Consider the following 23,306-nt stretch of genomic DNA (forward strand, 5'->3'; position numbering starts at 1 on the left):
TCTTGGGGGGCTCATGCCAACGAACCTTTTCCGCTTCATCCTCGCCGTGATGCTGCTGCCGTTCTTGTGGACCGTCGCCGGCGCGCAGGCCGTCAGCTTCCCGGACCTGGGCAGCCCGCTGCCTGGCCGCGGCGATGTTACCTATCTCGACCTGGCCAAACTGGTCATCCCGAGCCTCGCCGCGGACGGAGACGGTTTCTACAAGGGCGGACTGCCGATCGAGATGCGCCACATCGAGGGACCGGATAGCGGCGGTTCCCCGCCCGAGACGTCCAGCTTCCCCAATGCCGCCGTGCTTCCCATCAAGGCCGGCGGCAAGGACCGGCTGGCCATGCTGTTCGACCTCGGCGATTCTGCCGACAGCGCCGAGGGCTATGCGGTGCTGGCGCTCTACGACGTCACGGCCAAGCCGAAACTGCTCGATGCGGCCAACGTCGCGGTCGACCGCAGCACCTATTTCCGCGAGCCGAACAAGCTTTCGATCGGCGCCGGCGACGACGTGCTCATCACCATGAGCACGCATTTCAATTCGAGCCAGGGCTATGTGATCACGCCGCTGATCATGGTCCGCGACGACAAATTCGCGCTGGTCGACACGATCTACACGTTCGACGAAAGGCTCTGCGCCTACAGCCGCAAGCAGGATGTGGCCTTCCGGACCATCGCCGACGGCCAGCCCTACGCCGCCGTCAAAGTGACGGTCACCGACAGCACCGTGCCAAGCGATGAAAGCTGCGATGACGCGCCGCCCGAAGCGTCGTCGCACGACATTTCCGTCATCTATCATTGGGACAAGAAGACATCGCGCTACGTCAAGGATTCCGACGCATTCGAGAAATTGGCAGCAGAGAACGAGAAACGCTTCTGAACCAAGCGCATTTATTTGCCCGGCCGAAGACGGCGCGATAGCATCCGCGCCGACACTTCTAAAGGGGAGCATTCATGGACAAGGGCAAGATCTTTCGCGACCTGCATGCCTCGACCTTCGTCATGCCCAATCCCTGGGATCCCGGCACGACCAAGCTGCTCGGATCCTTCGGCTTCAAGGCGCTGGCGACGACCAGCGCGGGCTTTGCCTTTTCGCGCGGCCTGCCGGACGGCGCGGTGACCTTCGAGCAGATGATCCATCACTGCCGCGAGGTGACGGCGGCGACCGACCTGCCGGTCTCGGCCGATCTCGAGAAAGGCAAGGGCGACAGCGCCGAGCGGGCCGCCGAAACCATCTTCGCTGCGGAAGCGGCCGGCCTGGCCGGCTGCTCGATCGAGGACCACACCGGCGATCCCGACAGGCCGATCTATGATTTCTCCCACGCGGTCGAGCGCGTCGCGGCGGCGGTGGAGGCGGCTCGGGCCTTGAAACGCGATTTCGTCTTCACCGCGCGGGCCGAGAATTTTCTGTGGGGCAAGCCCGATCTCGACGAAACCATCAGGCGGCTGCAGGCCTTCGAGAAGGCCGGCGCCGACGTGCTCTATGCGCCAGGGATCGGCGACGTCGAGATGGTGCGCACGTTGTGTTCGGCGGTCAGCAAGCCGGTCAACGTCATGGCGAAACCGGGCTTCACCATCGCCGATCTCTCAAAGGCTGGAGTGAAGCGCATTTCGCTCGGGCCGTGGCTGACCAATTTTGCCTATGGCATGCTGGAGACGGCGACGCGCGAAATCCAACAGGACGGCACGTTCGGCTTCACCCGCGCCGCCATGCCGTTCGGCAAATTGCAGGCGCTGTTCGGCAAATCATCGGATTGAACGGCGGCCCGTCATATGGCGACCGCGGTCACCGGCGGCTTTCCCGCGCCGAGACCGCCTTGTGCAGATGCACCATCATGGCGGCGGCAAAGAGCGGCGTCAGCAGATTGAGCAGCGGCACGGCAAGGAAGGCCGCTATAACCAGCCCGGCGAGAAACACCGTGCCGGCATACCGCCGGCGCAAGGCCCTGGCTTCGTCCTCAGGGCGAAAGCGCATCGCGGCGAATTCGAAGAATTCGCGGCCGAGCAGATAGCCGTTGACGATGAAGAAGGCGGCGATGTTGATGCCCGGCACCAGCAGGAGCATGAGCGCCACGATATTGCCGAGAATGACGACGCCGAAGAATTTTGTCGCCAGTACCAGCGAGCGCAATGCCGGTATGGCGCGCCCGACCGGGTCGCGGGGATAGTCGATGCGCTCGACCACTTCGGCGACATCGTCGAGGAACAGGCCGGCGATCACCGCCGTGACCGGCGCGACGAGCAGCGCCATGCCGAAGGCAAGGGCGATGGCCGCGATGAAGCCGCCCAGCCAGCCGGCCCAGGACGGCATGCCCGGCAGCAAGGTCTGGAGCCATGGCAAAGCCAGCCACTCGACAAGGCTGGTCAGGCCAAACCACAAGGCGACCAGCGCCAGCACGGTCAGGCCGAGCGTCTTGATGAACACGGCGCGAAACGCCGGCGAGAGCAGTTCGAGGATCGCGATGCGGGCAGCGTCGAATATCATCGTGCTTCAACCCCCGGGGCGCAGGACACCGCCGGAAGGCGGGACGCTTCCGAGATAGGCAGCGCGGGTCGCGAACACAAGTAAATCGGGACGTCTAACGCGCGAAGGCCGGCTTGCGGACCGGTATGGTCATGGCCGCGACGCCGGCAACGACAAAAGCCATGCCCAGCCATGCTGTCGGCCCCAGGCTTTCGCCGAGGAAGATGGCGCCGATGCCGACGCCGATCGGCACGCGCAGATAGGCCTGCGACGTCGTGCCGACCGAACCCAGCGTGTGGATGAGGCGGAAATAGATGACGAAGGCGAGCGCCGTCGAGAACACCGACAGGCCGAGCAGGGCCAGGATCGACGCCGTCGATGGCGCCAGCGTCCAGGGCTGGTCGGCCACCAGGCTGAGTGGCACCAGCATGACCGCGCCGCAGAGCATCGAGCCTGCCGCCGGCAGCATCGGATCGAGGCCCTTGAAGCCTCGGCCGAATATGGCGGCACCGGCATAGCAGATCGTCGCCGCGACGATGGCGGCCTGCGCCCACAATTCGCGGCCGATGCCACCCAGCGCCTCGGTGCCGACGATAAGGCATATGCCGGCTATGCCGGCGCCGACACCGATCAACTTGCGCACCGTGACCGGCTCATGGCGGGTGATCAGAGCGGTGAGCAGGAAGGTGAAGATCGGCGAGGTCGCGTTGAGAATGGTGGCGAGGCCCGCATCGACCGAGCGCTCGGCCGCGGCGATCAGCGTGAACGGCACGACGCTGTTGAGACAGGCCTGGAAGGCGAAGCGGCGCCAGGTGGCAGCGTCGCCCGGCATCGTGAGCCCGCGCCAGCGGATGATGGCGAACAGGATGCCGCCGGCGATCAAGGTGCGGGCGGCGATGAAGGTGACGGGCGGGATGGTCTCGACGCCGATCTTGATGAAAGTGTAGGAGGCGCCCCACAGCACAGCCAGCACGCCGAGCAATGCCAGGTCGGTTGTCGTGTCGTTCTTTGCGGACATGGGAACTGGCTCGCCTTTGATGGATGATCGGCACAGCCAGCTTGTAAGCGACGGTCAGGCGAAATGCTTCGTCCACGGTCGAATTGTCGTAGCGCCTGGCGTGTCGCGCCCCCGGCTTCCTTGCAACAGTTCGGGCCGCCATCACCTGAATAGCAGCATGCCCTAGGCAAAGCCGCCGCGAATCGCTAAACCCGCGCCCGGCCAGCGTGGCAAGAAGCCGGCTCGGGTTTTTGGCGGAGACATTGATGCCGGAATATGACGTGCTTTGCATCGGCAATGCCATTGTCGACATCATCGCCCAGTGCGAGGAGGCATTCCTCGAAACCAACGGCATCATCAAGGGCGCGATGAACCTCATCGACACGCACCGCGCTGAACTGCTCTACAGCCGCATGGGTCCGGCGATCGAAGCCTCCGGCGGCAGCGCCGGCAACACGGCGGCCGGCGTTGCCTCCTTCGGTGGACGCGCCGCCTTTTTCGGCAAGGTCTCCAACGATGGGCTGGGCGAAATCTACGCGCACGACATCCGCGCGCAGGGAGTCGCCTTCGACACCAAGCCGCTCCGGGGCGAACCGCCGACGGCGCGCTCGATGATCTTCGTCACACCCGACGGCGAACGCTCGATGAACACCTATCTCGGCGCCTGCGTCGAGCTTGGGCCGGAGGATGTCGAGGCCGACAAGGCCTCCGGGGCCAAGGTTACTTATTTCGAAGGCTATCTGTGGGACCCGCCGCGCGCCAAGGAGGCGATCCGGCAGACGGCCAGGCTGGCGCACGCGGCAGGCCGCGAAGTCTCCATGACGCTGTCGGATTCGTTCTGCGTCGACCGCTACCGCGACGAATTCCTCGAGCTGATGCGCTCGGGCACGGTCGACATCGTCTTTGCCAACAGCCACGAGATCAAGTCGCTCTACCAGACATCGTCCTTCGACGAGGCGCTGGCCAAGATCCGCAAGGACTGCCGGATAGCCGCCGTCACGCGGTCGGAAAAAGGCTCGGTCATCGTGCGCGGCGACGAGACCGTGGTGATCCAGGCGACGGCGATCCGGGAACTGGTCGACACGACGGGCGCCGGCGACCTCTACGCCGCCGGCTTCCTGCATGGCTACACGCAAGGCCGCGACCTCAAGACCTGCGGCGACCTAGGCTCACTGGCCGCCGGACTGGTAATCCAACAGATCGGCCCAAGGCCGAGGCAGAACCTGCGCCACGAGGCGGAACTGGCCGGGTTGCTGTAAAGACTCCTTTCCCTTCCCCCCTTTAGCGTCGAGGGCGGGTCCGCTGCGCGGACCGCCTCTCACCGTCGTGCGGTTGTCACATATCGCTCCTAGACGAGATCGAGAGCGTCCCGTGACTGACATTTCAGGGCGCCCGCAGTCAGATGGGATGTTGAAAGATGCAAGACAGCAAGTTGTCGGGCGGCGGGACCCGTCGCCGCCATGATATCCATTTTCCGCAGTAGGAATTCAGCAATCGGTCGCGGCTGAGGGAGGAGCGCGCGGCCGGAAGACATGTGCATGAGCAGATTTCAGACAACCGGTCTTGGACAGGACGACTTCGCGGAGATGGTCGCGGAAGACGTCGAGCGCGCGCTTGCCCATTATGACGAGGCCATAAACCAGTCCACCGTGGTCTCGGTCGGCAAGATCGCCGGCAGCATAGCGTCCGCCGTCACCTTGCTATCGCCGAAGCACCAGCGCGCCATCGACGCCATCCATGCCGACCTTCCCGGCCTTGCCTCGAAATTCGTGCGCGCGCTGGCGGCGGAAGCCGCGCGCCGCAGCCAGGCCGGCGCCACCGATATGCCGACGGCTTTGCCGGCCGATGAAACGCTGGCCGCGCCGCCACGGTCCGGTGACCTCGAATCGATGCTGATCGAGGACTGGGCCGGCCGTGTCGCCGGCTCGACCTATCTGGAAGAGAACCTGCGCATCGCCCGCTCGACCCTGCACCGCTGGCAAAGGCGCGGCGATGTCATCGCCTTGCGCAAGGGCGGCCGCAAGCACGTTTTCCCGCTGGCGCAATTCGTCGACGGCAGGCCGGTCGCGGGCATAAGCAACGTGCAGTCGCTGATCGGCAATCCGCGACTGACCTGGCTCTGGCTGACGCGCCCGGCAACACAACTCGACGGCCGCATTCCGATCGACTTGCTGCGGCAGGACCAGATCGAGGAAGTGGTCGAAGCGGCACGGGCGTTCGCGCCGGGCTGAAGCCAGCACGGTCAACCCTCTGATTTCGGGGTCGGCATGGTTCGCGCTGATGGCCGGGAAAAGTGTGATCTGTTTTTCCCGGGAAAAGCGCGTGGCGCTTTCCCTTGGGAATTGCGTCAAAACAAACGCTCTACGCCGTCTTGCGAAGGCGGGGCCTGGGCGACGGCTGTTGCGGCGGCATTTCGCTGGCGGTGACCAGCCGGTTGCGGCCGCTCTTTTTGCCGATATACATCAACCGGTCGGCAAGCGCGATCAGCGCGTCGCAATCGTCGGCTTCCGCCGGATACATGGCCACGCCGACCGTACAACCGACCTGGATGGCGCCATTGGGTGTGGGCACCTTGATCCGCAACCTTTCCAGGATGCGTTCGGCCACGCGCACGGCCTTCTGCCGTGCCAGCTCGGTGTCGGCCGAGAACAGGAAGGCGAACTCATCGCCGCCGAGCCGGGCAACGAAATCGGCGCTGCGCAGGATCGCGCGAAGCTGGCTCGACACACGCTGCAGCAGCGCATCGCCGGCCTCGTGGCCGAGCGTGTCATTGACTTCCTTGAACCGGTCGAGGTCGATGAACAGCAGCCCGGCCGCCTCGCCGGTGGCGCCGCAGCGGGCGACGACCGATTTGATCTCGTTGTGGAAGGCACGCCGGTTGGGCAGGTCGGTCAAGGCATCGTGGTTGGCCGAATGATCACTTTGCCGCTTCGCCACCTCGATCTCGCGCTTTTGCGCGGAGAGTTCCTCGTTGGCGGTCTTCAGATCCAGGACCAGCTGGGCGTTGAGGTCCTCGACGACCTTGCGGTCGCTGATGTCGACGACGAAGCCCTCCAGAAATTCGAGTTCGCCGGCTTTGTCCCAGACACCGCCGCCGATCTCGCGGACCCAGAGCGGTTCGCCGGCCTTCGGCACGATGCGATAGTCGACGTTCCAATTGCGGCGCGCCTCGAGCGCGGCGTCGACGGCGGCATAGACCGACGGCAGGTCGTCCGGGTGGATGGCCGAGACATAGTCGCGCACCGCGTTGTGGATGAAATCGCTCGGCCGATAACCGCTGACGGTGAAGATGCCGTCGCTGATATAGAGCATGGTGTAGGACGCGTCGTTGCGGCAGCGGTAGAGATAACCGTCCATGCGGCCGGTGATGCTGAGCAAAGCGTCCAGCCGTTCGTCGTGGTGGACCACTGCGCCGACCGCGGATACGGGAACTCCGTCATGCTTCATGGCCGCACCCCCATTTGGCGGTCTGAGCGCGCCGTGGATGCCGTCACGGCATGTCGGCAAGAGCTTCCGTATATCAGCTGAATCTTATCAATCTGTTATGGTGAGCCGGCGGCGTTTCGAGCCGCCGCGTTCGATGAGCCAGGTCGTTGGCTTCCGCCTTCGACGCGGACCGCCCTCAAGTCCCCGCCGTGTAAGCCGCGATCGCCGCCATGTTCACGATGTCCGAATCCTTGGCGTTCAGCGAGACGATCTGCACCGGCTTGTTCAGACCGACCAGGAGCGGGCCGATGACCGTCGAGCCGCCGAGTTCCTGCAGCATCTTGGTCGAGATGGACGCCGAGTGGAAGGCCGGCATGATCAGCACATTGGCCGGCCCGGTCAGGCGGATGAACGGGTATTGCGCCATGGCGCGGGCGTTGAGCGCGACATCGGCCGCCATTTCGCCGTCATATTCGAAATCGACACGGCGTTTGTCGAGGATGCGCACGGCCTCCTGGACACGCTCGGAGCGCTCTCCTTGCGGGTGGCCGAAGGTGGAATAGGCGAGCATGGCGAGCCTCGGCTCATAGCCCATGCGACGGGCGAAGCCTGCCGCTTCCTCGGCGATGTCGGCGATCTGCTCGGCATTGGGCATGTCGTGCACGGCGGTGTCGGCGACCAGCACGGTTTTGCCGCGCGCGAGGACGATCGAGACGCCGATGACGCGGTGGCCGGGCTTGGCGTCGATGACACGGCGGATGTCGTCGAGCGCGGTGGAATAGTTGCGGGTGACGCCGGTGACGATGCCGTCGGCGTCGCCCAGCGCCACCATGCAGGCGGCGAAATGGTTGCGGTCGTTGTTGATCAGGCGCTGGCAGTCGCGGAACAGGAAGCCTTTGCGCTGCATGCGCTCGTAGAGATAGTCGGTGTAGATGCCGTTGCGGCGCGACAGCCTTGCATTGATGATCTCGATGCCTCGCTTGTTGAGGTCGATGCCGGCGAGCTTGGCGTTTTCCTTGATGACATCGTCACGGCCAAGCAGGATGGCGGTGCCGAGGCGCTGGTTCACATAGGAGACGGCGGCGCGCATCACCTGCTCCTCCTCACCCTCGGCGAAGACGATGCGCTTGGGCTGGCGGCGCACGCGATCGTAGATGCGCTGCAGGGTGGAAGCGATCGGGTCGCGGCGGGCCGACAGTTCCTGCGCATAGCGGTCAAGATCGAGGATCGGCTTGCGGGCGACACCCGACTCCATGGCTGCCTTGGCCACCGCCAGCGGAATGGCCGAGATGAGCCGCGGGTCGAACGGCACTGGGATGATGTAGTTGGGGCCGAATTTCGGCCGGTTGCCCTGATAGGCGGCGGCGACGTCGTCGGGCACGTCCTGGCGCGCCAGTTCCGCCAGCGCGCGGGCCGCGGCTATCTTCATGTCGTCATTGATGGTGGTCGCCCGCACATCCAGCGCGCCGCGGAAAATGTAGGGGAAACCAAGCACGTTGTTGACTTGGTTCGGATAGTCCGAACGCCCGGTCGCCATGATGGCGTCGGTGCGGATCTCGGCCACTTCCTCCGGCGTGATTTCCGGATCGGGATTGGCCATGGCGAAGATGATAGGGTTCTTGCCCATCGACTGCACCATGGCGGTGGTCAGCGCGCCCTTGGCCGAGAGGCCGAGGAAGACGTCGGCGCCGTCGAGTGCCTCGGCGAGGCTGCGCGCCTCGGTCTTCACCGCATGCGCCGACTTCCACTGGTTCATGCCTTCGGTGCGGCCCTGGAAGACCACGCCCTTGGTGTCGCACAGGATGATGTTTTCGGGCGCGAAGCCCATCGCCTTCATCAGTTCGATGCAGGCGATGCCGGCGGCACCGGCGCCGTTGCAGACCATCTTCGTGGTCTTCATGTCGCGGCCGGTGATCTCCAGCGCGTTGATCAGCCCGGCGGCGGAGATGATGGCGGTGCCGTGCTGGTCGTCGTGGAAGACCGGGATGTCCATCAGTTCGCGCAGGCGTTGCTCGATGATGAAGCATTCCGGCGCCTTGATGTCTTCGAGGTTGATGCCGCCGAAGGAAGGGCCGAGGAAGCGCACGCAGTTGATGAATTCGTCGGCATCCTCGGTATCGACCTCGAGGTCGATGGAATCGACATCGGCGAAGCGCTTGAACAGCACCGCCTTGCCTTCCATCACCGGCTTGGAGGCCAGGGCGCCGAGATTGCCGAGGCCAAGGATGGCGGTGCCGTTGGAGATGACGGCGACCATGTTGCCACGCGTCGTGTAGTCGAACGCGCGGCTGGGGTCCTCGGCGATGGCGCGCACCGGCACGGCGACGCCTGGCGAATAGGCGAGGCTCAGATCGCGCTGCGTCGTCATCGGCTTGGTGGCGACGATCTCCAGCTTACCGGGTCGGCCCATCGCATGGAATTCGAGCGCTTCCTGCGCGCTGACGGACGGACCGTTGTTCTCGGTTTTCCTGGCCATGATGCTTTTGATTTCCTCACCGGGTGCAGCACCTCCTTGAAGCGGGTGCTTTGTTTCGGTCCGAATTAAGACCACGCGCCGCCATGTGTAAACCGCCAGTGCGCGGGAATCGCAGGCCGAAGGGCAATTGCGTGCAAACGATCGCCTCGGTCTTCCCCTGCTTTTCGAAGCCCCGGCATTAAACCCGGCCACTACATCTGCTAGCGTGCCGCGCCATGAACATGCACATAGCCAATGAGCCCGACGCTCCCGAGGTGATGACGCCGTCGCAGCCCGGCACGGCCGCCGTCACGCCGATGATGGAGCAGTTCATCGAGATCAAGGCGGCGAACCCGGATTCGCTCTTGTTCTACCGCATGGGCGATTTCTACGAGCTGTTCTTCGACGATGCCGAAAAGGCGAGCCGGGCGCTAGGCATCGTCCTGACCAAGCGCGGCAAGCACCAGGGCCACGATATCCCGATGTGCGGCGTGCCGGTGCATGCGGCCGACGACTATCTGCAGAAGCTGATCGGCCAGGGATTCCGCGTCGCCGTCTGCGAGCAGATCGAGGATCCGGCCGAGGCCAAGAAGCGCGGCTCCAAATCGGTGGTGCGCCGCGACGTGGTGCGGCTGGTAACGCCGGGCACCATCACCGAGGACAAGTTGCTGGCGCCATCGGAATCGAGCTTCCTGATGGCGCTGGGGCGGGTGAAGGGGGGCAGCGACCATTCCTTCGCAATTGCCTGGATCGACATCTCGACCGGCGCGTTCCGCGTTGCCGAGACCACCGCCGACCGGCTGCTGGCCGACATCTTCCGTGTCGATCCGCGGGAATTGATCGTCGCCGAGCCGGTGTTCCATGATCCCGAGCTGAGGCCGGTGTTCGACGTGCTCGGCCGCGTCGCCAATCCGCAGCCGCCATCGCTGTTCGATTCGACCTCGGCCACCGGGCGCATCGCCCGCTTCTTCGAGGTGGCGACGCCGGACAGTTTTGGCACGTTTTCGCGTGCCGAACTGTCGGCGATCTCGGGCGCCATCGCCTATGTCGAGAAGACGCAAAAAGCCGAGCGCCCGCCATTGTCGCGACCCGAGCGCGAGGAGCAGGGCTCGACCCTGTTCATCGATCCGGCGACGCGCGGCAATCTCGAACTTTTGCGCACGCTGTCCGGCAGTCGCGAGGGCTCGCTGTTCAAGGCGATCGACCGCACGGTGACTGGCGGCGGTGCAAGGCTGCTCGCCGATCGACTGATGGCGCCGCTGACCGACCCGGCGGCGATCGGCGCGCGCTTGGATTCGGTGTCGTTCTTCCGCTCCGAAACCCGGCTTTGCCAGGCGGTACGGACGAGCCTGAAAAGCGTCGCCGACATGCCGCGCGCGCTGTCGCGGCTGGCGCTCAACCGTGGCGGCCCGCGCGACCTCGGCGCAGTGCGTGCCGGTTTCGAGGCAGCCGGCGCCATCGTCGAGATCTTCGCCGCAACCGCCCTGCCCCAGGAACTGGCGGAGGCGATGGCCGCCATCCAGGCGCTGCCGAGGGCGCTTGCCCAACATCTGACGCAGGCGCTCAGCGAGGAATTGCCGCTGCTCAAGCGCGACGGCGGCTTCCTGCGCGGCGGCTATCACCCGGAACTCGACGAGATGCGGGCGCTGCGCGACGAATCGCGCAAAGTGATCGCCGGGCTGGAGCGCTCGCTGATCGAGGAGACCGGCATCCGTTCGCTGAAGATCCGGCACAACAACGTGCTGGGGTACTACATCGAAGTGACCGCCAACCACCATGCGGTCATGACCGGCGGCGATGGCGCCAAGGCGCGCTTCATCCACCGCCAGACCATGGCCAACGCCATGCGCTTCACCACGACCGAGCTTGCCGAACTCGAGACCAAGATCGCCAATGCCGCGGACCGGGCGCTCGGCATCGAGCTCACAGCCTTCGATGCGCTGACGGCGCAAGCCGTCAGCGAGGCGGAGAAGATCCGTGCCGGTGCCGACGCGCTGGCGGCGCTCGATGTCTCGGCGGCACTTGCGCTGCTTTCGGAAAGCGAGGCCTGGTGCCGGCCGGTTGTGGATTCGAGCCTCGCCTTCGAGATATCAGGCGGCCGTCATCCGGTGGTCGAGCAGGCCTTGCGCCGTTCCGGAGAGGGACCGTTCGTCGCCAATGACTGCGACCTGTCGCCGGAAGGCAACGCCAAGAACGGCGCGATCTGGCTGCTGACCGGTCCGAACATGGGCGGTAAATCGACGTTCCTGCGGCAAAACGCGCTGATCGCCATCCTGGCCCAGACCGGTTCCTTCGTGCCGGCTACATCGGCCCATATCGGCGTGGTCGACCGGCTGTTCTCGCGCGTCGGCGCCTCCGACGATCTGGCGCGCGGCCGCTCGACATTCATGGTCGAGATGGTCGAGACGGCGGCGATCCTCAACCAGGCCGGCGAACGGGCGCTGGTGATCCTCGACGAGATCGGCCGCGGCACCGCCACCTTCGACGGCCTGTCGATCGCATGGGCGGCAGTGGAATACCTGCATGAGAAGAACCGCTGCCGGGCGATCTTTGCCACCCATTTCCACGAAATGACCTCGCTCGCCGGCAAGCTGGCGCGGCTCCACAACGTCACCATGCGGGTCAAGGAATGGGAAGGCGACGTCGTCTTCCTGCACGAGGTCGGCAAGGGTGCCGCCGACCGCTCCTATGGCGTGCAGGTGGCGCGGCTCGCCGGCCTGCCGGAGGCGGTCGTCGACCGGGCCAAGCAGGTGCTGCACCAACTGGAGGAAGGCGAGGTTTCCGGCAAGACCAACCGGCTGGTCGACGACCTGCCGCTGTTTTCCGTGGCGGTGAAGCGGGAGGCGCCGAAGCCGGTGAAGAGCGATGCGCTCGGCGCCGCCCTCGGCGCCATCAATCCGGACGAGATGACCCCACGGGAAGCTCTGGAAGCGCTTTACCGGCTGAAGGTACTGGCGGGGCAGTAGTCAGATCATCTCCAGGCCGCGCTTGCGCGTTGGTGGCGGGAACGCACGGTCGAGATCGGCGAGATCCTCAGCCGTAAGCTCGATGTCCAGCGCCGCAAAATTCTGGCGGACGTGTTCCTGGCTGCTGGCCTTCGGAATGGCGATGACGCCCTCCCGATGCATCACCCAGGCCAGGGCGATTTGCGCCGCGTTCGCATTGTGGCGAGCGGCGACGACATCGAGCCTTGCATTGCGCGCCAGCGCGCCCTGCTCGACCGGCGAATAGGCCATCAAGGGGATGCCGCGCTTGCGGCTCCAGGGCGCCAGATCGAATTCGAGGCCGCGCCGGACCAGGTTATAAAGCACCTGGTTGGTCTGGACGTTGCCGCCGTCGGGCAAGCCGGCCAGGTCCTCCATGTCCTCGGTGTCGAAATTGCTGACGCCCCAATGGCGGATCTTGCCGGCCTTCCTCAAGGCCTCGAAGGCTTCGATCGTCTCGGCCAAAGGCACGCTGCCCGGCCAATGCAGAAGGTAGAGATCGATGCGGTCGGTGCGCAGGCGCTTGAGGCTGTTCTCGCAGGCGCGCCGAACGCCGGCGCGCGAAGCGTTCGATGGCAGAACTTTCGAGACCACGAAGACCTCGGCGCGGTGCCCGGCAATGGCTTCCGCCACCACTTCCTCGGCGCCGCCGCTGGCATACATTTCGGCGGTGTCGATCAACGTGAGGCCAAGGTCGAGGCCGAGTTTGAGGGCCTTGACCTCGTCGGCACGGCGGCGCGAATCCTCACCCATCTTCCACGTGCCCTGGCCGAGCACCTGAACGGCTTCGCCAGAGGGCAGCGTGGTGGTTCTGACGGTAGATGGCATGGCAGGCTCCTTTCGAGGCCGAATCGCATCACAGGGCGGGCGAGAAAAACCAAGAGGCGTTCCCGCCCGAATCTCCCCGTGGCGAAAGGCTCACTTAACCGGATGCGCGGCAAGCCAGTCCTGCATCTGCTTGATCTCGGCTTCCTGCGCGGCGATGACGCCTTCGGCGAGCTTGCGGATTTCCGGGTCCTTGCCGTTGGCAAGCTCGACCTTGGCCATGTCGATGGCGCCCTGGTGGTGCGGGATCATGCCGCGGACGAAATCGACGTCGGCATTGCCGGTGTATTGCGACGCCATCATGTCGGCATGCATCTTGTCCATCGCCGCCTTGTAGCCTTCGGTCGAAGGGCTTTGCGCTCCCATCGACATGCCAGCCATGTCGTGTTTCATCTCTTCGCTCTGCGCCGAAACGCTTTCGAGGAAGACGGCGAGCAGCATTCCGGCCGCCATCAGCAAAAGCACGAGTTTCTTGGCCAAGGTCATTCATGGTCTCCGGTTGCTTGGATTTCGTATTTGGGGGTTTGGATCAGAGTTTCAACGTCCGCAGCCGCAATGCGTTGGCAATGACCGAGACGGAAGACAGGCTCATCGCCGCCGCCGCGAGCATCGGCGACAAAAGCATGCCGGTAATCGGATAGAGCACGCCCGCGGCGACCGGCACGCCAAGGACATTGTACAGGAAGGCGAAGAACAGGTTCTGGCGGATGTTGCCGATCGTCGCCTGGGCCAGGGTGCGGGCGCGGACGATGCCGTTGAGGTCGCCCTTGACCAAGGTGATGCCGGCGCTTTCGACCGCGACATCGGCGCCGGTGCCCATGGCGATGCCGACGTCGGCGCTGGCCAAGGCCGGCGCATCGTTGACGCCGTCGCCGGCCATGGCGACACCGGCGCCCCTGCCGCGCAGTTCCTCGACCAGGGCTGCCTTCTGTTCCGGCAACAGCCCGGCGCGAACCTCGTCGATGCCGAGGCTTTTGGCGATTGCGTTGGCGGTGCGCTCATTGTCGCCGGTCGCCATGATGATCCTGAGGCCGCTGTCATGCAGCGCCTTGATCGCCTCGGCGGTGGTCGCCTTGATGGGATCGGCGACGGCGACGATGCCGGCCAGTCTACCGCCGACGGCGACGAACATCGCCGTCTTGCCGTCGCCCTGCAGCGCTTCCGCGCTGGCCGCAAGGAAGGAAACATCGACGCCGAGATCGCCCATCATCGCGGCATTGCCGAGCGCGACGGCCTTGCCCGACACCGTGCCGGAAACACCCTTGCCGGTAACCGCCTCGAAATCGCCGGCGTCTGCGACGGCCGCTCCGCGCGCCGCTGCGCCCTCGACGATGGCCTCGGCCAGCGGATGTTCCGAGCCCTTCTCCAGGCTCGCCGCGTGCCCCAGCAATTCGTCTTCGGAAAAGCCTTTTGCCGCGACGACATCCGTCAATTTGGGCCGCCCCTCGGTCAGCGTGCCGGTCTTGTCGACGATCAGCGTGTCGACGGAGGCGAAGCGTTCGAGCGCGGCGGCTTCCTTGATCAGCACGCCGGCATGCGCCCCGCGCCCGGTGGCGGTCATGATCGACATCGGGGTGGCGAGGCCAAGCGCACAGGGACAGGCGATGATCAGCACAGAGACCGCCGAGACGATGGCGAAGATCAGGCTGGGCTCGGGGCCGAAGACCGCCCAGGCGATGAAGGCCACGGCGGCGACAAGGACTACAGCCGGGACAAAGTAGAAGGAAACGCGGTCGGCCAGGCCCTGGATCGGCGCGCGCGAGCGCTGTGCCTTGGCGACGAGTTCGACGATGCGTGCCAGCGTGGTCTCGGCGCCGATCCGTTCGGCGCGCATGATCAGCGAGCCTTGCCTGTTGAGCGTGCCGCCGGTGAGAGCGTCGCCCACGGCCTTTTCGACCGGCAGCGGCTCGCCCGTGATCATCGATTCGTCGACGGAGGAGCGGCCTTCGAGCACCGTGCCGTCGACCGGCACCGCATCACCGGGCCGGATACGCAGGCGATCGCCAGCCTCGACGCTGTCCAGCGGCACATCGGTCTCGGAACCGTCCTCGGCCATGCGACGCGCCGTCTTCGGCGCCAGATCGAGCAAGGCTCGGATCGCCGACCCGGTCTTTTCGCGGGCACGCAGTTCCAGCACCTGGCCAAGGAAGACCAGCGCGACGATGACGGCGGCGGCCTCGAAATAGACGGGCACCGCACCGCCATGGCCGCGGAACTGATGCGGGAAGATGTCCGGAAACAGGGTGGCGACGACGCTGTAGAGGTAGGCCGCGCCGACGCCCAGCGAAATCAGCGTCCACATGTTGGGGCTGCGGTTGAGGACAGACTCCCAGCCACGGTGGAAGAAGGGAAAAGCGGCCCAGAGCACCACCGGGCTTGCCAGAAGCAATTCGATCCAGACCTTCGTGCGATCATCGACCCAGCCTTCGACCGACAAGCCGACCATCGGCGCCATCGCGATGATCAGAAGCGGGATCGACAGGACCGCGCTGACCCACAACCGCCTGGTGAAATCGACCAGTTCGGGATTTGGCCCTTCATCGCCCGATGGTACGCCCATCGGCTCAAGCGCCATGCCGCAGATCGGGCAGGAGCCGGGCTTGTCGCGGATGATTTCGGGATGCATCGGGCAGGTGTACTGCGTGCCCTTGGGCGCGGGCGGCGGTGCCGGTCTGTCGCCGAGATAAGTCCGCGGTGCCGCCTCGAATTTCGCCTGGCAGCCGGCGGAACAGAAATAGAAGCCCTGGCCTTCATGGCGCACGAAGTGCCTGGCTGCGGCGCGGTCGACGCTCATGCCACAGACGGGGTCGGTGGTCGTGAGGTATTGTTCCGGCTCGGCCTGGAATTTCGAACGGCAGCGCTCGCTGCAGAAATGATAGAGACGGCCGTCATGCACCGATGTCGGCTTGCCGGCGGCTGGATCCACGGTCATGCCGCAAACCGGATCGCGCAAAACGGCTGCTGCATCGGCGCTCTTGGGCGCGCAACAACTCCCGTGCGGGCCATGTGCGTGGTGATCGCCGCGATGGTCATGGTCTGGGTGCGTCATTGCAAATGCCTCTACTGCCTGTGCCTGATCGAGGAGGTAGTGCTTCCAGTAACTGGAAGGTCAAGGGCTGTTCCGATTTTTTCGCTTCCAGCGGGCATTGGTCGCTCGCCCCGTGACCGGCGGCCACATCATGTCGAGGCAGATGGCACGCGACGTCCTCGACGCGTCCGCACGGGCCCGCACGTGGCCGATGATCTCGTCTTCAATCCGGCGCTCCGACATCGCGCGCAATCTCAGGGCAATCCCGGGAAATCACGCTGGCCTTGGGAGTCGGCTCCGCGTTGGCTCTTCCCTTGCGGCATGATATTCACGCCAGAAAAGATCAACAAACCATAACGTCACCCGTGCTAGAAGGCTCCGGCGATGCTTGGCGGTTCCCGCCGGTTCCGTGGAAGCAAGGGTTTCGAAAAAATAGCTCGTGAAAATGAAGCGTCTGGTCATAAACCTCGATCGATCTCCCGAGCGGCTTGCCCACATGTCGAGGGAATTCGCCCGCGTCAGCATTGGGTTCGAGCGGGTCGCAGGGATCGATGCCAAGGAGAACCCCGACCTGATGCTGCAGCCGCAGCACGCAATACACGCTACCCGGCCGCTCTCCGGCAGCGAAATCGCCTGCCTGCACAGTCATCGAGCCTGCTGGACGATCATTGCGCATGACGAGGCCCCATACGGCGCCGTGTTCGAAGACGACATGGTGTTCTCAAGCAAGGCCGGGGCGTTGCTGGGCGATACGAGTTGGGTGCCGGCGGACGCCGATGTGGTGAAGCTCGAGACGTTCTTCTCCAGAACCGTGATCCAGAGGAAGAGGACCCCTGCCGGACATGGTTTTTCGGTGGTCCGGCTTCGCAAGGGCCATCCGGGGGCCGGCGGTTATCTGCTGTCGCGTCGAACGGCGCGCGATTTTCTGGAGGCAACGACGCACGCCAACATTGCTGTCGATGACCTGATCTTCAACCCCATCATGTCGGCCGGCAAGACCATCTACCAACTTGTTCCGGCGCTCTGCGCTCAGGATCAATTCGTCGACGGCAGGCTGCCAAGCCTGCTTGACCAGGAACGCGATGCCGCGCGGACCGCGAGCGGGCTTATGACAAGGCAGAGGAAGCCGATGACCGTGAGAATCAGCAGAGAGGCCGGGCGAACCGCACGGTGGATCGCCGATTTCTGCAGATTCCGGCAACGGATCGTCGTCCCCCTCGATTCGGTCGAGGCATCGGATTAGGTCGCTTGCCCGGCCGCCAGCAGGCCCCATACCCAGCGCCGCGAAAACACGCTATAGACGCCGCCCAAATGGCAAGGCCGACTGATACCGATGGCGAAAATCTCCCTGAAGCTGGATGAACTGATCGACGGCGAAGCCTTGCGCAGCGAGATGACCGCGCTGACGACGACCACGGCGGGTGACGGTTCGGGGCCCGCCGCCCGCGCCGGCGTCCTGCAGCTTCTCAAGGCCCGGCTCGCCGAAGGCCGAAAGATTGCCGCGGCCATGCTGAAGGAGGATGGCGGCGGCAATGCCTGCGCCGAGCGATTGTCGCATCTAATGGATGAGCTCATCCGGGCGCTTTACGATTTCGCGGCGACGCATGTTTACCGGGTGAAGAACCCTTCGTCGGCCGAACGCATGGCCGTCGTGGCGGTCGGCGGCTATGGCCGCGGCACGCTGGCGCCGGGATCCGACATCGATCTTCTGTTCCTCTTGCCCTACAAGCAGACGCCATGGGGCGAACAGACCGTCGAATACATGCTCTACATGCTGTGGGATCTCGGCTTGAAGGTCGGCCACGCCACCCGCAACATCGATGAGTGCCTGCGGCTGTCGCGCACCGACATCACCATCCGCACCTCGATCCTGGAAGCGCGCTTCCTGTGGGGCGAACGCAAGCTTTATGACGAGCTGATGCTGCGCTTCGACCACGAGGTGGTGCGCACGACCGGCCCGGAATATGTGCAGGCCAAGCTCGCGGAGCGCGACGAGCGCCACGCCAAGGCCGGCGAGAGCCGCTATCTGGTCGAGCCCAACGTCAAGGACGGCAAGGGCGGCCTGCGCGACCTGCAGACGCTGTTCTGGATCGGCAAGTACTTCTACCGGGTGCGCACCGGCGAGGAGCTGGTCGAAAAGGGCGTCTTCACCGAGGCCGAATACCGCGAGTTCCAGAAGGCCGAGGATTTCCTGTGGGCGGTGCGCTGCCACATGCATTTCCTCACCGGCAAGGCCGAGGAGCGGCTGCATTTCGACATCCAGCGCGAGATCGCCGAGCGGCTCGGCTACACCACCCATCCCGGCCTGTCGGCGGTCGAGCGCTTCATGAAGCACTATTTCCTCGTCGCCAAGGATGTCGGCGACCTGACCCGCATCTTTTGCGCGGCGCTCGAGGAGGAACAGGCCAAGCACGTTCCCGGCTTCAATCGCATCTTCCTCACCTTCCAGCGCCGCAAGCGTAAGCTCGCCGGCACTTCCGATTTCATTGTCGACAACCACCGCATCAACATCGCCGACGATCAGGTGTTCGAGCGCGATCCAGTCAACCTGCTCAGGCTGTTCTGGTTCGCCGACAAGCACGGGCTGGAATTCCACCCCGATGCGCTGAAGCTGCTCACCCGCTCGCTCGGCCTGGTCAACAAATCGCTGCGGCGCGACGAAGAGGCCAACCGGCTGTTCCTCGACATATTGACCTCCGACCGCAATGCCGAACTCAATCTGCGGCGCATGAACGAGGCGGGGCTGCTGGGCAGGCTGATCCCCGATTTCGGCAAGATCGTCGCCATGATGCAGTTCTCTTTGTATCACCACTACACGGTCGACGAGCACCTGATCCGCTGCATCGGCGTGTTGGCCGAGATCGAGCGCGGCGACGGCGAAAAGGTGCATCCGCTGTCGCATTCGCTGATGCCCGGCCTGAAGAAGAGCCGCGAGGCGCTTTATGTCGCCGTCTTGCTGCACGACATCGCCAAGGGCAGGCCGGAAGATCATTCCGAGGCCGGCGCCCGCATCGCACGGCGCATCTGCCCGCATATGGGCCTGTCGGCGGCGGACACGGAAACCGTCTCCTGGCTGGTCGAGAACCATCTCGTCATGTCGATGACGGCGCAGACCCGCGACCTCAATGACCGCAAGACCATCGAGGATTTCGCCTCGATCGTGCAGTCGGTCGAGCGGCTGAAGCTGCTGTTGATCCTCACGGTCTGCGACATCAGGGGTGTCGGACCGGGTGTGTGGAACGGCTGGAAGGGCCAATTGCTGCGCACGCTCTATTACGAGACGGAACTGCTGCTGACCGGCGGTTTCTCGGAAGTGTCGCGCGCACAGCGCACCGCGGCGGCGCGCGAACGCCTCGCCGAAGCGCTCGCCGACTGGTCCGACAAGGCCCGCAAGCGCTATGTCGGGCTGCATTATGAGAACTACCTGCTGACCGTCGACCTGCCGGATCAGCTGCGCCACGCCGAATTCGTCCGCGAGGCCGACGACGCCGGCAAGAAGCTCGCCACCATGGTCAAGACCCACCAGTTCGAGGCGGTGACCGAAATCACCGTTCTGGCGCAGGACCATCCCCGTCTTCTCTCGGTCATTGCCGGGGCATGCGTCGGCGCCGGCGGCAATATCGTCGACGCGCAAATCTTCACCACCGCTGACGGCCGCGCGCTCGACACCATCCTGATTTCGCGGGAATTCGACCGTGACGAGGACGAACGCCGGCGTGCCGAGCGCGTCGGCCGGCTGATCGAGGACGTGCTGTCGGGCAAGAGCTGGCTGCCGGAGATGATCGAGAAGCGCACCAAGCCAAAGCGCGGCGCCAAGGTGTTCAAGATCCCGCCACGCGCCGAAATCCGCAATACGCTCTCAAACCGGTTTTCGGTCATCGAGGTCGAGGGGCTCGACCGCCCGGGCCTGCTGTCGGAGATCACCGGCACGCTGTCCGACCTGTCGCTCGACATCGCATCGGCACACATCACCACTTTTGGCGAAAAGGTCATCGACACCTTCTATGTCACGGACCTCACCGGCCAGAAGATCGACAGCCCGACCCGCATCGCCACCATCCGCAACCGGCTGATGGCAACGCTCGAAGGCATCTCGCCCGAACGCGGCGGCAAGGCCAAGGCGGCCGCCGAGTGACTGCCATCCCCACCTTGTCCCACTCTCCAGAGCTGTTCACCGCATCGTGGAAGCGGCGAACCGCTGTACCTTTTCGCTCCAACGCAATTCCCAAGGGGAAGCGCTATGCGCCCTTCCCGGGAAAAGCGTTTCACACTTTCCCTGGAATTGCTCTCTAAGGCAGTCTTCGAACGCATGAGCCTCGTCAAGAAATTCGCCACCGTCGCTTCCGGCACGCTGATGAGCCGCGCGCTTGGTTTCGGCCGCGAGATGCTGATGGCGGCAGCGCTCGGCACCGGACCGGTGGCCGACGCCTTCAACGCCGCCTTCCAATTCCCCAACACCTTTCGCCGGCTGTTCGCCGAAGGCGCCTTCAACGCCGCCTTCGTGCCGCTGTTTGCCAAGGAGATCGAGACGCACGGCACCGACGGCGCCAAGCGTTTTTCCGAGGAAGTCTTCGGTGTGCTGTTCTCGGCGCTGCTGGCGCTGACCATCGCCATGGAACTGGCGATGCCGCTGATCGTGCGCTACATGGTCGCGCCGGGCTTTGCCGACACGCCGGGCAAGTTCGAGACGACCGTCCGGTTGGCGACGATCATGTTTCCCTACCTCATCTGCATGTCGCTCGCGGCCATGATGGCCGGCATGCTGAATTCGCTGCGCCGCTATTTCGCGGCGGCGATCGCGCCCGCTTTCCTCAACATCATCCTGATCAGCGTGCTTGGCTACGCCTGGTATCACGGGCTGGATGCGCATGCCGTAGGCTTCAGCCTGTCCTGGGGCGTGCTGGCGGCGGGGCTGGTGCAGCTCGCCATCGTCTGGGTGGCGGTGCGCAATGCCGGCATCTCGATCGGCTTCCGCCGGCCGAGGATGACGCCGAACGTCAAGCGCCTGCTGATCCTTGCCCTGCCTGCGGCGATCACCGGCGGCATCACCCAGATCAACCAGTTGATCGGCACGGCGATCGCCTCGGCGCAGGACAGTGCGGTATCCTCGCTCGCCTACGCCGACCGCGTCTACCAGCTGCCGCTCGGTGTCGTCGGCGTGGCGGTGGCGATCGTGCTGTTGCCCGAACTGTCGCGGGCGCTGAAGTCAGGCAATCTCATCGAGGCCGCCAACCTGCAGAACCGCTCCGTCGAATTCACCCTGTTCATGACCTTGCCGGCGGCGGCGGCGCTCTGGGTGATGTCGGAGCCGATCGTGCGGCTGGTCTATGAGCGCGGCGCGTTCGCCGCAAACCATTCGACGCCGACCGTGGCGGCGATCCTGGCGATCTTCGGGCTTGGCCTGCCGGCCTTCGTGCTGATCAAGGCCTTCACCCCGGGCTATTTCGCCCGCGAGGACACGCGCACGCCGATGATCTTCGCCGCCATCTCGGTGGCGGTGAACGTCGCCACCGCGCTGACGCTGTTTCCCAGAATGGGCGCACCCGGCATTGCAGTGGCCTCGGCCGTGGCCGGCTGGGTCAACGCGCTGATGCTGCTTGCGGTCTTGATCCGGCGCGGCCATTGGGGCCGCGACGTGCCGCTCCTGAAGCGCATTCCCCGGCTGGTGCTGTCGGCGTTGGTGATGGCGGTGGCACTGTATTTCGCCGAGCACTGGCTTGCCGTCAGGCTCGGTCCGGGCTCGCCGCTGGTCATCAAGGCGACGACGCTGATGGTGCTGGTGGGCGGCGGGGCGCTGCTCTACTTCGTCACCGCCTTTGCCACCGGCGGCGCCGATTTCGGCATGATCCGTCGCAATATTGGGCGCAAGGGACCACCGGCCGCAGAGACCGGCATCGACGACTAGAGCCTCGTTCGACCCTGCAGCACCATCTTGATCACGGCTGCGTCTTCGTCCATAAGCGCGCCGTCGCAAGACTTTCGCCGCGCGCGAAACGGCCCTCCACAAGCCATGAGGAAACCCATGTCCGCCTTCAAGCCACTCGTCTTCTCCGGCGTCCAGCCGACCGGCAATCTGCATCTCGGCAACTATCTAGGCGCCATCAAGAAATTCGTCGCCCTGCAGGACACGTCCGATTGCATCTACTGCGTCGTCGACCTGCATTCGCTGACGGCGCAACTGGTCCATGACGACCTCGCCGACCAGACGCGCTCGATCACCGCCGCCTTCCTCGCCTCCGGCATCGACCCGAAGAAGCACATCGTCTTCAACCAGTCCCGGGTGATGCAGCACGCCGAGCTTGCCTGGATCTTCAATTGCGTCGCGCGCATCGGCTGGATGAACAAGATGACGCAGTTCAAGGACAAGGCCGGTAAGGACCGCGAAAATGCTTCGCTGGGCCTGCTCGCCTATCCCTCGCTGATGGCTGCCGACATCCTGCTCTACCGCGCCACGCATGTGCCGGTGGGCGAGGATCAGAAGCAGCATCTGGAGCTGACTCGCGACATCGCCCAGAAATTCAACAATGATTTTTCCGACCGCATCGCCCGGCTTGGGGTCGGCGTCGAGATGCAGGTCGGCGAGGAGACGGTGAACGGCTTCTTCCCGATCACCGAACCGGTGATCGGCGGCCCGGCGGCGCGCATCATGAGCCTGCGCGACGGCTCGAAGAAGATGTCGAAGTCGGATCCGTCGGACCTGTCGCGCATCAACCTGACCGACGACGCCGACACCATCTCGAAAAAGATCCGCAAGGCCAAGACCGATCCCGAGGCCTTGCCGAGCGAAGTCGACGGGCTGGAAAGCCGGCCGGAGGCGGAAAACCTGGTCGGCATCTATGCCGGGCTGGCCGAGATGTCGAAGTCCGACGTGCTGAAGGCATTCGGCGGCCAGCAGTTTTCCGTGTTCAAGCCGGCGCTGGCCGACCTTGCGGTGGAGAAACTGGCGCCGATCGCCGGCGAGATGCGCCGCATCGAGGGCGACCGCGCCTATGTCGACGCGGTTCTGAGGGACGGCGGCGAACGCGCCGGCGTGCTCGCCGAAGCGACGATGAAGACGGTGCGCGACATCATCGGGCTGCTACAGAACTGATCCGCATCGTCAGTGCAGCGCACCATTCCGGCACACGGCACACTGGCCT

General features: G+C 64.8%; 16 protein-coding genes. 9 read left to right on the forward strand and 7 right to left on the reverse strand.

The genetic code is table 11. From position 1 onward, the window contains the following. The first annotated feature begins 13 nt into the window (after window positions 1-13). Window positions 14-868, forward strand: coding sequence for a hypothetical protein (locus C1D09_RS31000; protein WP_143977754.1), 855 nt, complete (start codon window positions 14-16; stop codon window positions 866-868). Window positions 869-942: 74 nt separating this feature from the next. Further along, a complete protein-coding gene (locus tag C1D09_RS31005; protein WP_143977755.1) occupies window positions 943-1,746 on the forward strand; it encodes an isocitrate lyase/PEP mutase family protein in 804 nt (267 codons plus the stop codon). 28 nt (window positions 1,747-1,774) lie between these two features. Here C1D09_RS31005 and C1D09_RS31010 read toward each other — a convergent pair whose 3' ends face one another. Further along, a complete protein-coding gene (locus C1D09_RS31010; RefSeq protein WP_143977756.1) occupies window positions 1,775-2,473 on the reverse strand; it encodes a sulfate transporter family protein in 699 nt (232 codons plus the stop codon). 94 nt (window positions 2,474-2,567) lie between these two features. Further along, the gene (locus tag C1D09_RS31015; RefSeq protein WP_143977757.1) at window positions 2,568-3,470 is read right to left on the reverse strand and encodes a DMT family transporter; all 903 of its coding nucleotides are present in this window, start codon (window positions 3,468-3,470) and stop codon (window positions 2,568-2,570) included. 245 nt (window positions 3,471-3,715) lie between these two features. Between C1D09_RS31015 and C1D09_RS31020 the strand changes: the two genes are divergently transcribed. Continuing rightward, window positions 3,716-4,708, forward strand: coding sequence for an adenosine kinase (locus tag C1D09_RS31020; protein WP_143977758.1), 993 nt, complete (start codon window positions 3,716-3,718; stop codon window positions 4,706-4,708). 279 nt (window positions 4,709-4,987) lie between these two features. After that, window positions 4,988-5,680, forward strand: a complete 693-nt coding sequence (locus C1D09_RS31025) for an antitoxin Xre/MbcA/ParS-like domain-containing protein (protein ID WP_143977759.1) — start codon at window positions 4,988-4,990, stop codon at window positions 5,678-5,680. A 130-nt stretch (window positions 5,681-5,810) separates the two neighbouring features. Here the strand turns inward: C1D09_RS31025 and C1D09_RS31030 are convergent, their stop codons facing one another. Both C1D09_RS31030 and C1D09_RS31035 read right to left on the reverse strand, forming a co-directional pair. After that, the gene (locus C1D09_RS31030) at window positions 5,811-6,896 is read right to left on the reverse strand and encodes a GGDEF domain-containing protein (protein ID WP_143977760.1); all 1,086 of its coding nucleotides are present in this window, start codon (window positions 6,894-6,896) and stop codon (window positions 5,811-5,813) included. A 175-nt stretch (window positions 6,897-7,071) separates the two neighbouring features. Continuing rightward, window positions 7,072-9,351 carry an NADP-dependent malic enzyme gene (locus C1D09_RS31035; protein ID WP_143977761.1) on the reverse strand — a complete coding sequence of 760 codons (2,280 nt, stop codon included), beginning with the start codon at window positions 9,349-9,351 and terminating at the stop codon, window positions 7,072-7,074. A 215-nt stretch (window positions 9,352-9,566) separates the two neighbouring features. Between C1D09_RS31035 and mutS the strand changes: the two genes are divergently transcribed. Then, the gene (mutS, locus tag C1D09_RS31040; protein WP_143977762.1) at window positions 9,567-12,296 is read left to right on the forward strand and encodes a DNA mismatch repair protein MutS; all 2,730 of its coding nucleotides are present in this window, start codon (window positions 9,567-9,569) and stop codon (window positions 12,294-12,296) included. On the opposite strand, the gene C1D09_RS31045 is transcribed toward mutS, so the two are convergent. From C1D09_RS31045 to C1D09_RS31055, 3 genes are all read right to left on the reverse strand, one after another. Then, a complete protein-coding gene (locus tag C1D09_RS31045) occupies window positions 12,297-13,142 on the reverse strand; it encodes an aldo/keto reductase (RefSeq protein WP_143977763.1) in 846 nt (281 codons plus the stop codon). A gap of 90 nt (window positions 13,143-13,232) precedes the next feature. Further along, on the reverse strand, window positions 13,233-13,625 hold the full coding sequence (gene copM / locus C1D09_RS31050; RefSeq protein ID WP_143977764.1) for a CopM family metallochaperone: 393 nt from the start codon (window positions 13,623-13,625) through the stop codon (window positions 13,233-13,235). Between the two features lie 43 nt (window positions 13,626-13,668). Then, complete coding sequence (locus C1D09_RS31055) at window positions 13,669-16,188, reverse strand: heavy metal translocating P-type ATPase (protein WP_143977765.1); 2,520 nt, start codon at window positions 16,186-16,188, stop codon at window positions 13,669-13,671. 424 nt (window positions 16,189-16,612) lie between these two features. On the opposite strand from C1D09_RS31055, the gene C1D09_RS31060 reads away from it, so the two are divergent. The 4 genes from C1D09_RS31060 to trpS all read left to right on the forward strand — a co-directional run bounded on the left by C1D09_RS31060 (window position 16,613) and on the right by trpS (window position 23,257). After that, entirely contained in the window at window positions 16,613-17,410 is a 798-nt protein-coding gene (locus tag C1D09_RS31060; protein WP_143977766.1) for a glycosyltransferase family 25 protein, read from the forward strand. A 90-nt stretch (window positions 17,411-17,500) separates the two neighbouring features. Further along, window positions 17,501-20,302: a [protein-PII] uridylyltransferase gene (locus C1D09_RS31065; RefSeq protein WP_143977767.1), complete on the forward strand. Its 2,802-nt coding sequence runs from the start codon at window positions 17,501-17,503 to the stop codon at window positions 20,300-20,302. A gap of 174 nt (window positions 20,303-20,476) precedes the next feature. Further along, window positions 20,477-22,072, forward strand: a complete 1,596-nt coding sequence (gene murJ, locus C1D09_RS31070) for a murein biosynthesis integral membrane protein MurJ (RefSeq protein ID WP_143977768.1) — start codon at window positions 20,477-20,479, stop codon at window positions 22,070-22,072. A gap of 117 nt (window positions 22,073-22,189) precedes the next feature. Further along, window positions 22,190-23,257 (forward strand): tryptophan--tRNA ligase, encoded by a 1,068-nt coding sequence (gene trpS / locus C1D09_RS31075; protein WP_143977769.1) that lies wholly within the window; start codon window positions 22,190-22,192, stop codon window positions 23,255-23,257. Window positions 23,258-23,306 lie beyond the last annotated feature (49 nt).

The organism is Mesorhizobium intechi (genome assembly GCF_002879535.1).
GTDB lineage: Bacteria > Pseudomonadota > Alphaproteobacteria > Rhizobiales > Rhizobiaceae > Mesorhizobium > Mesorhizobium intechi.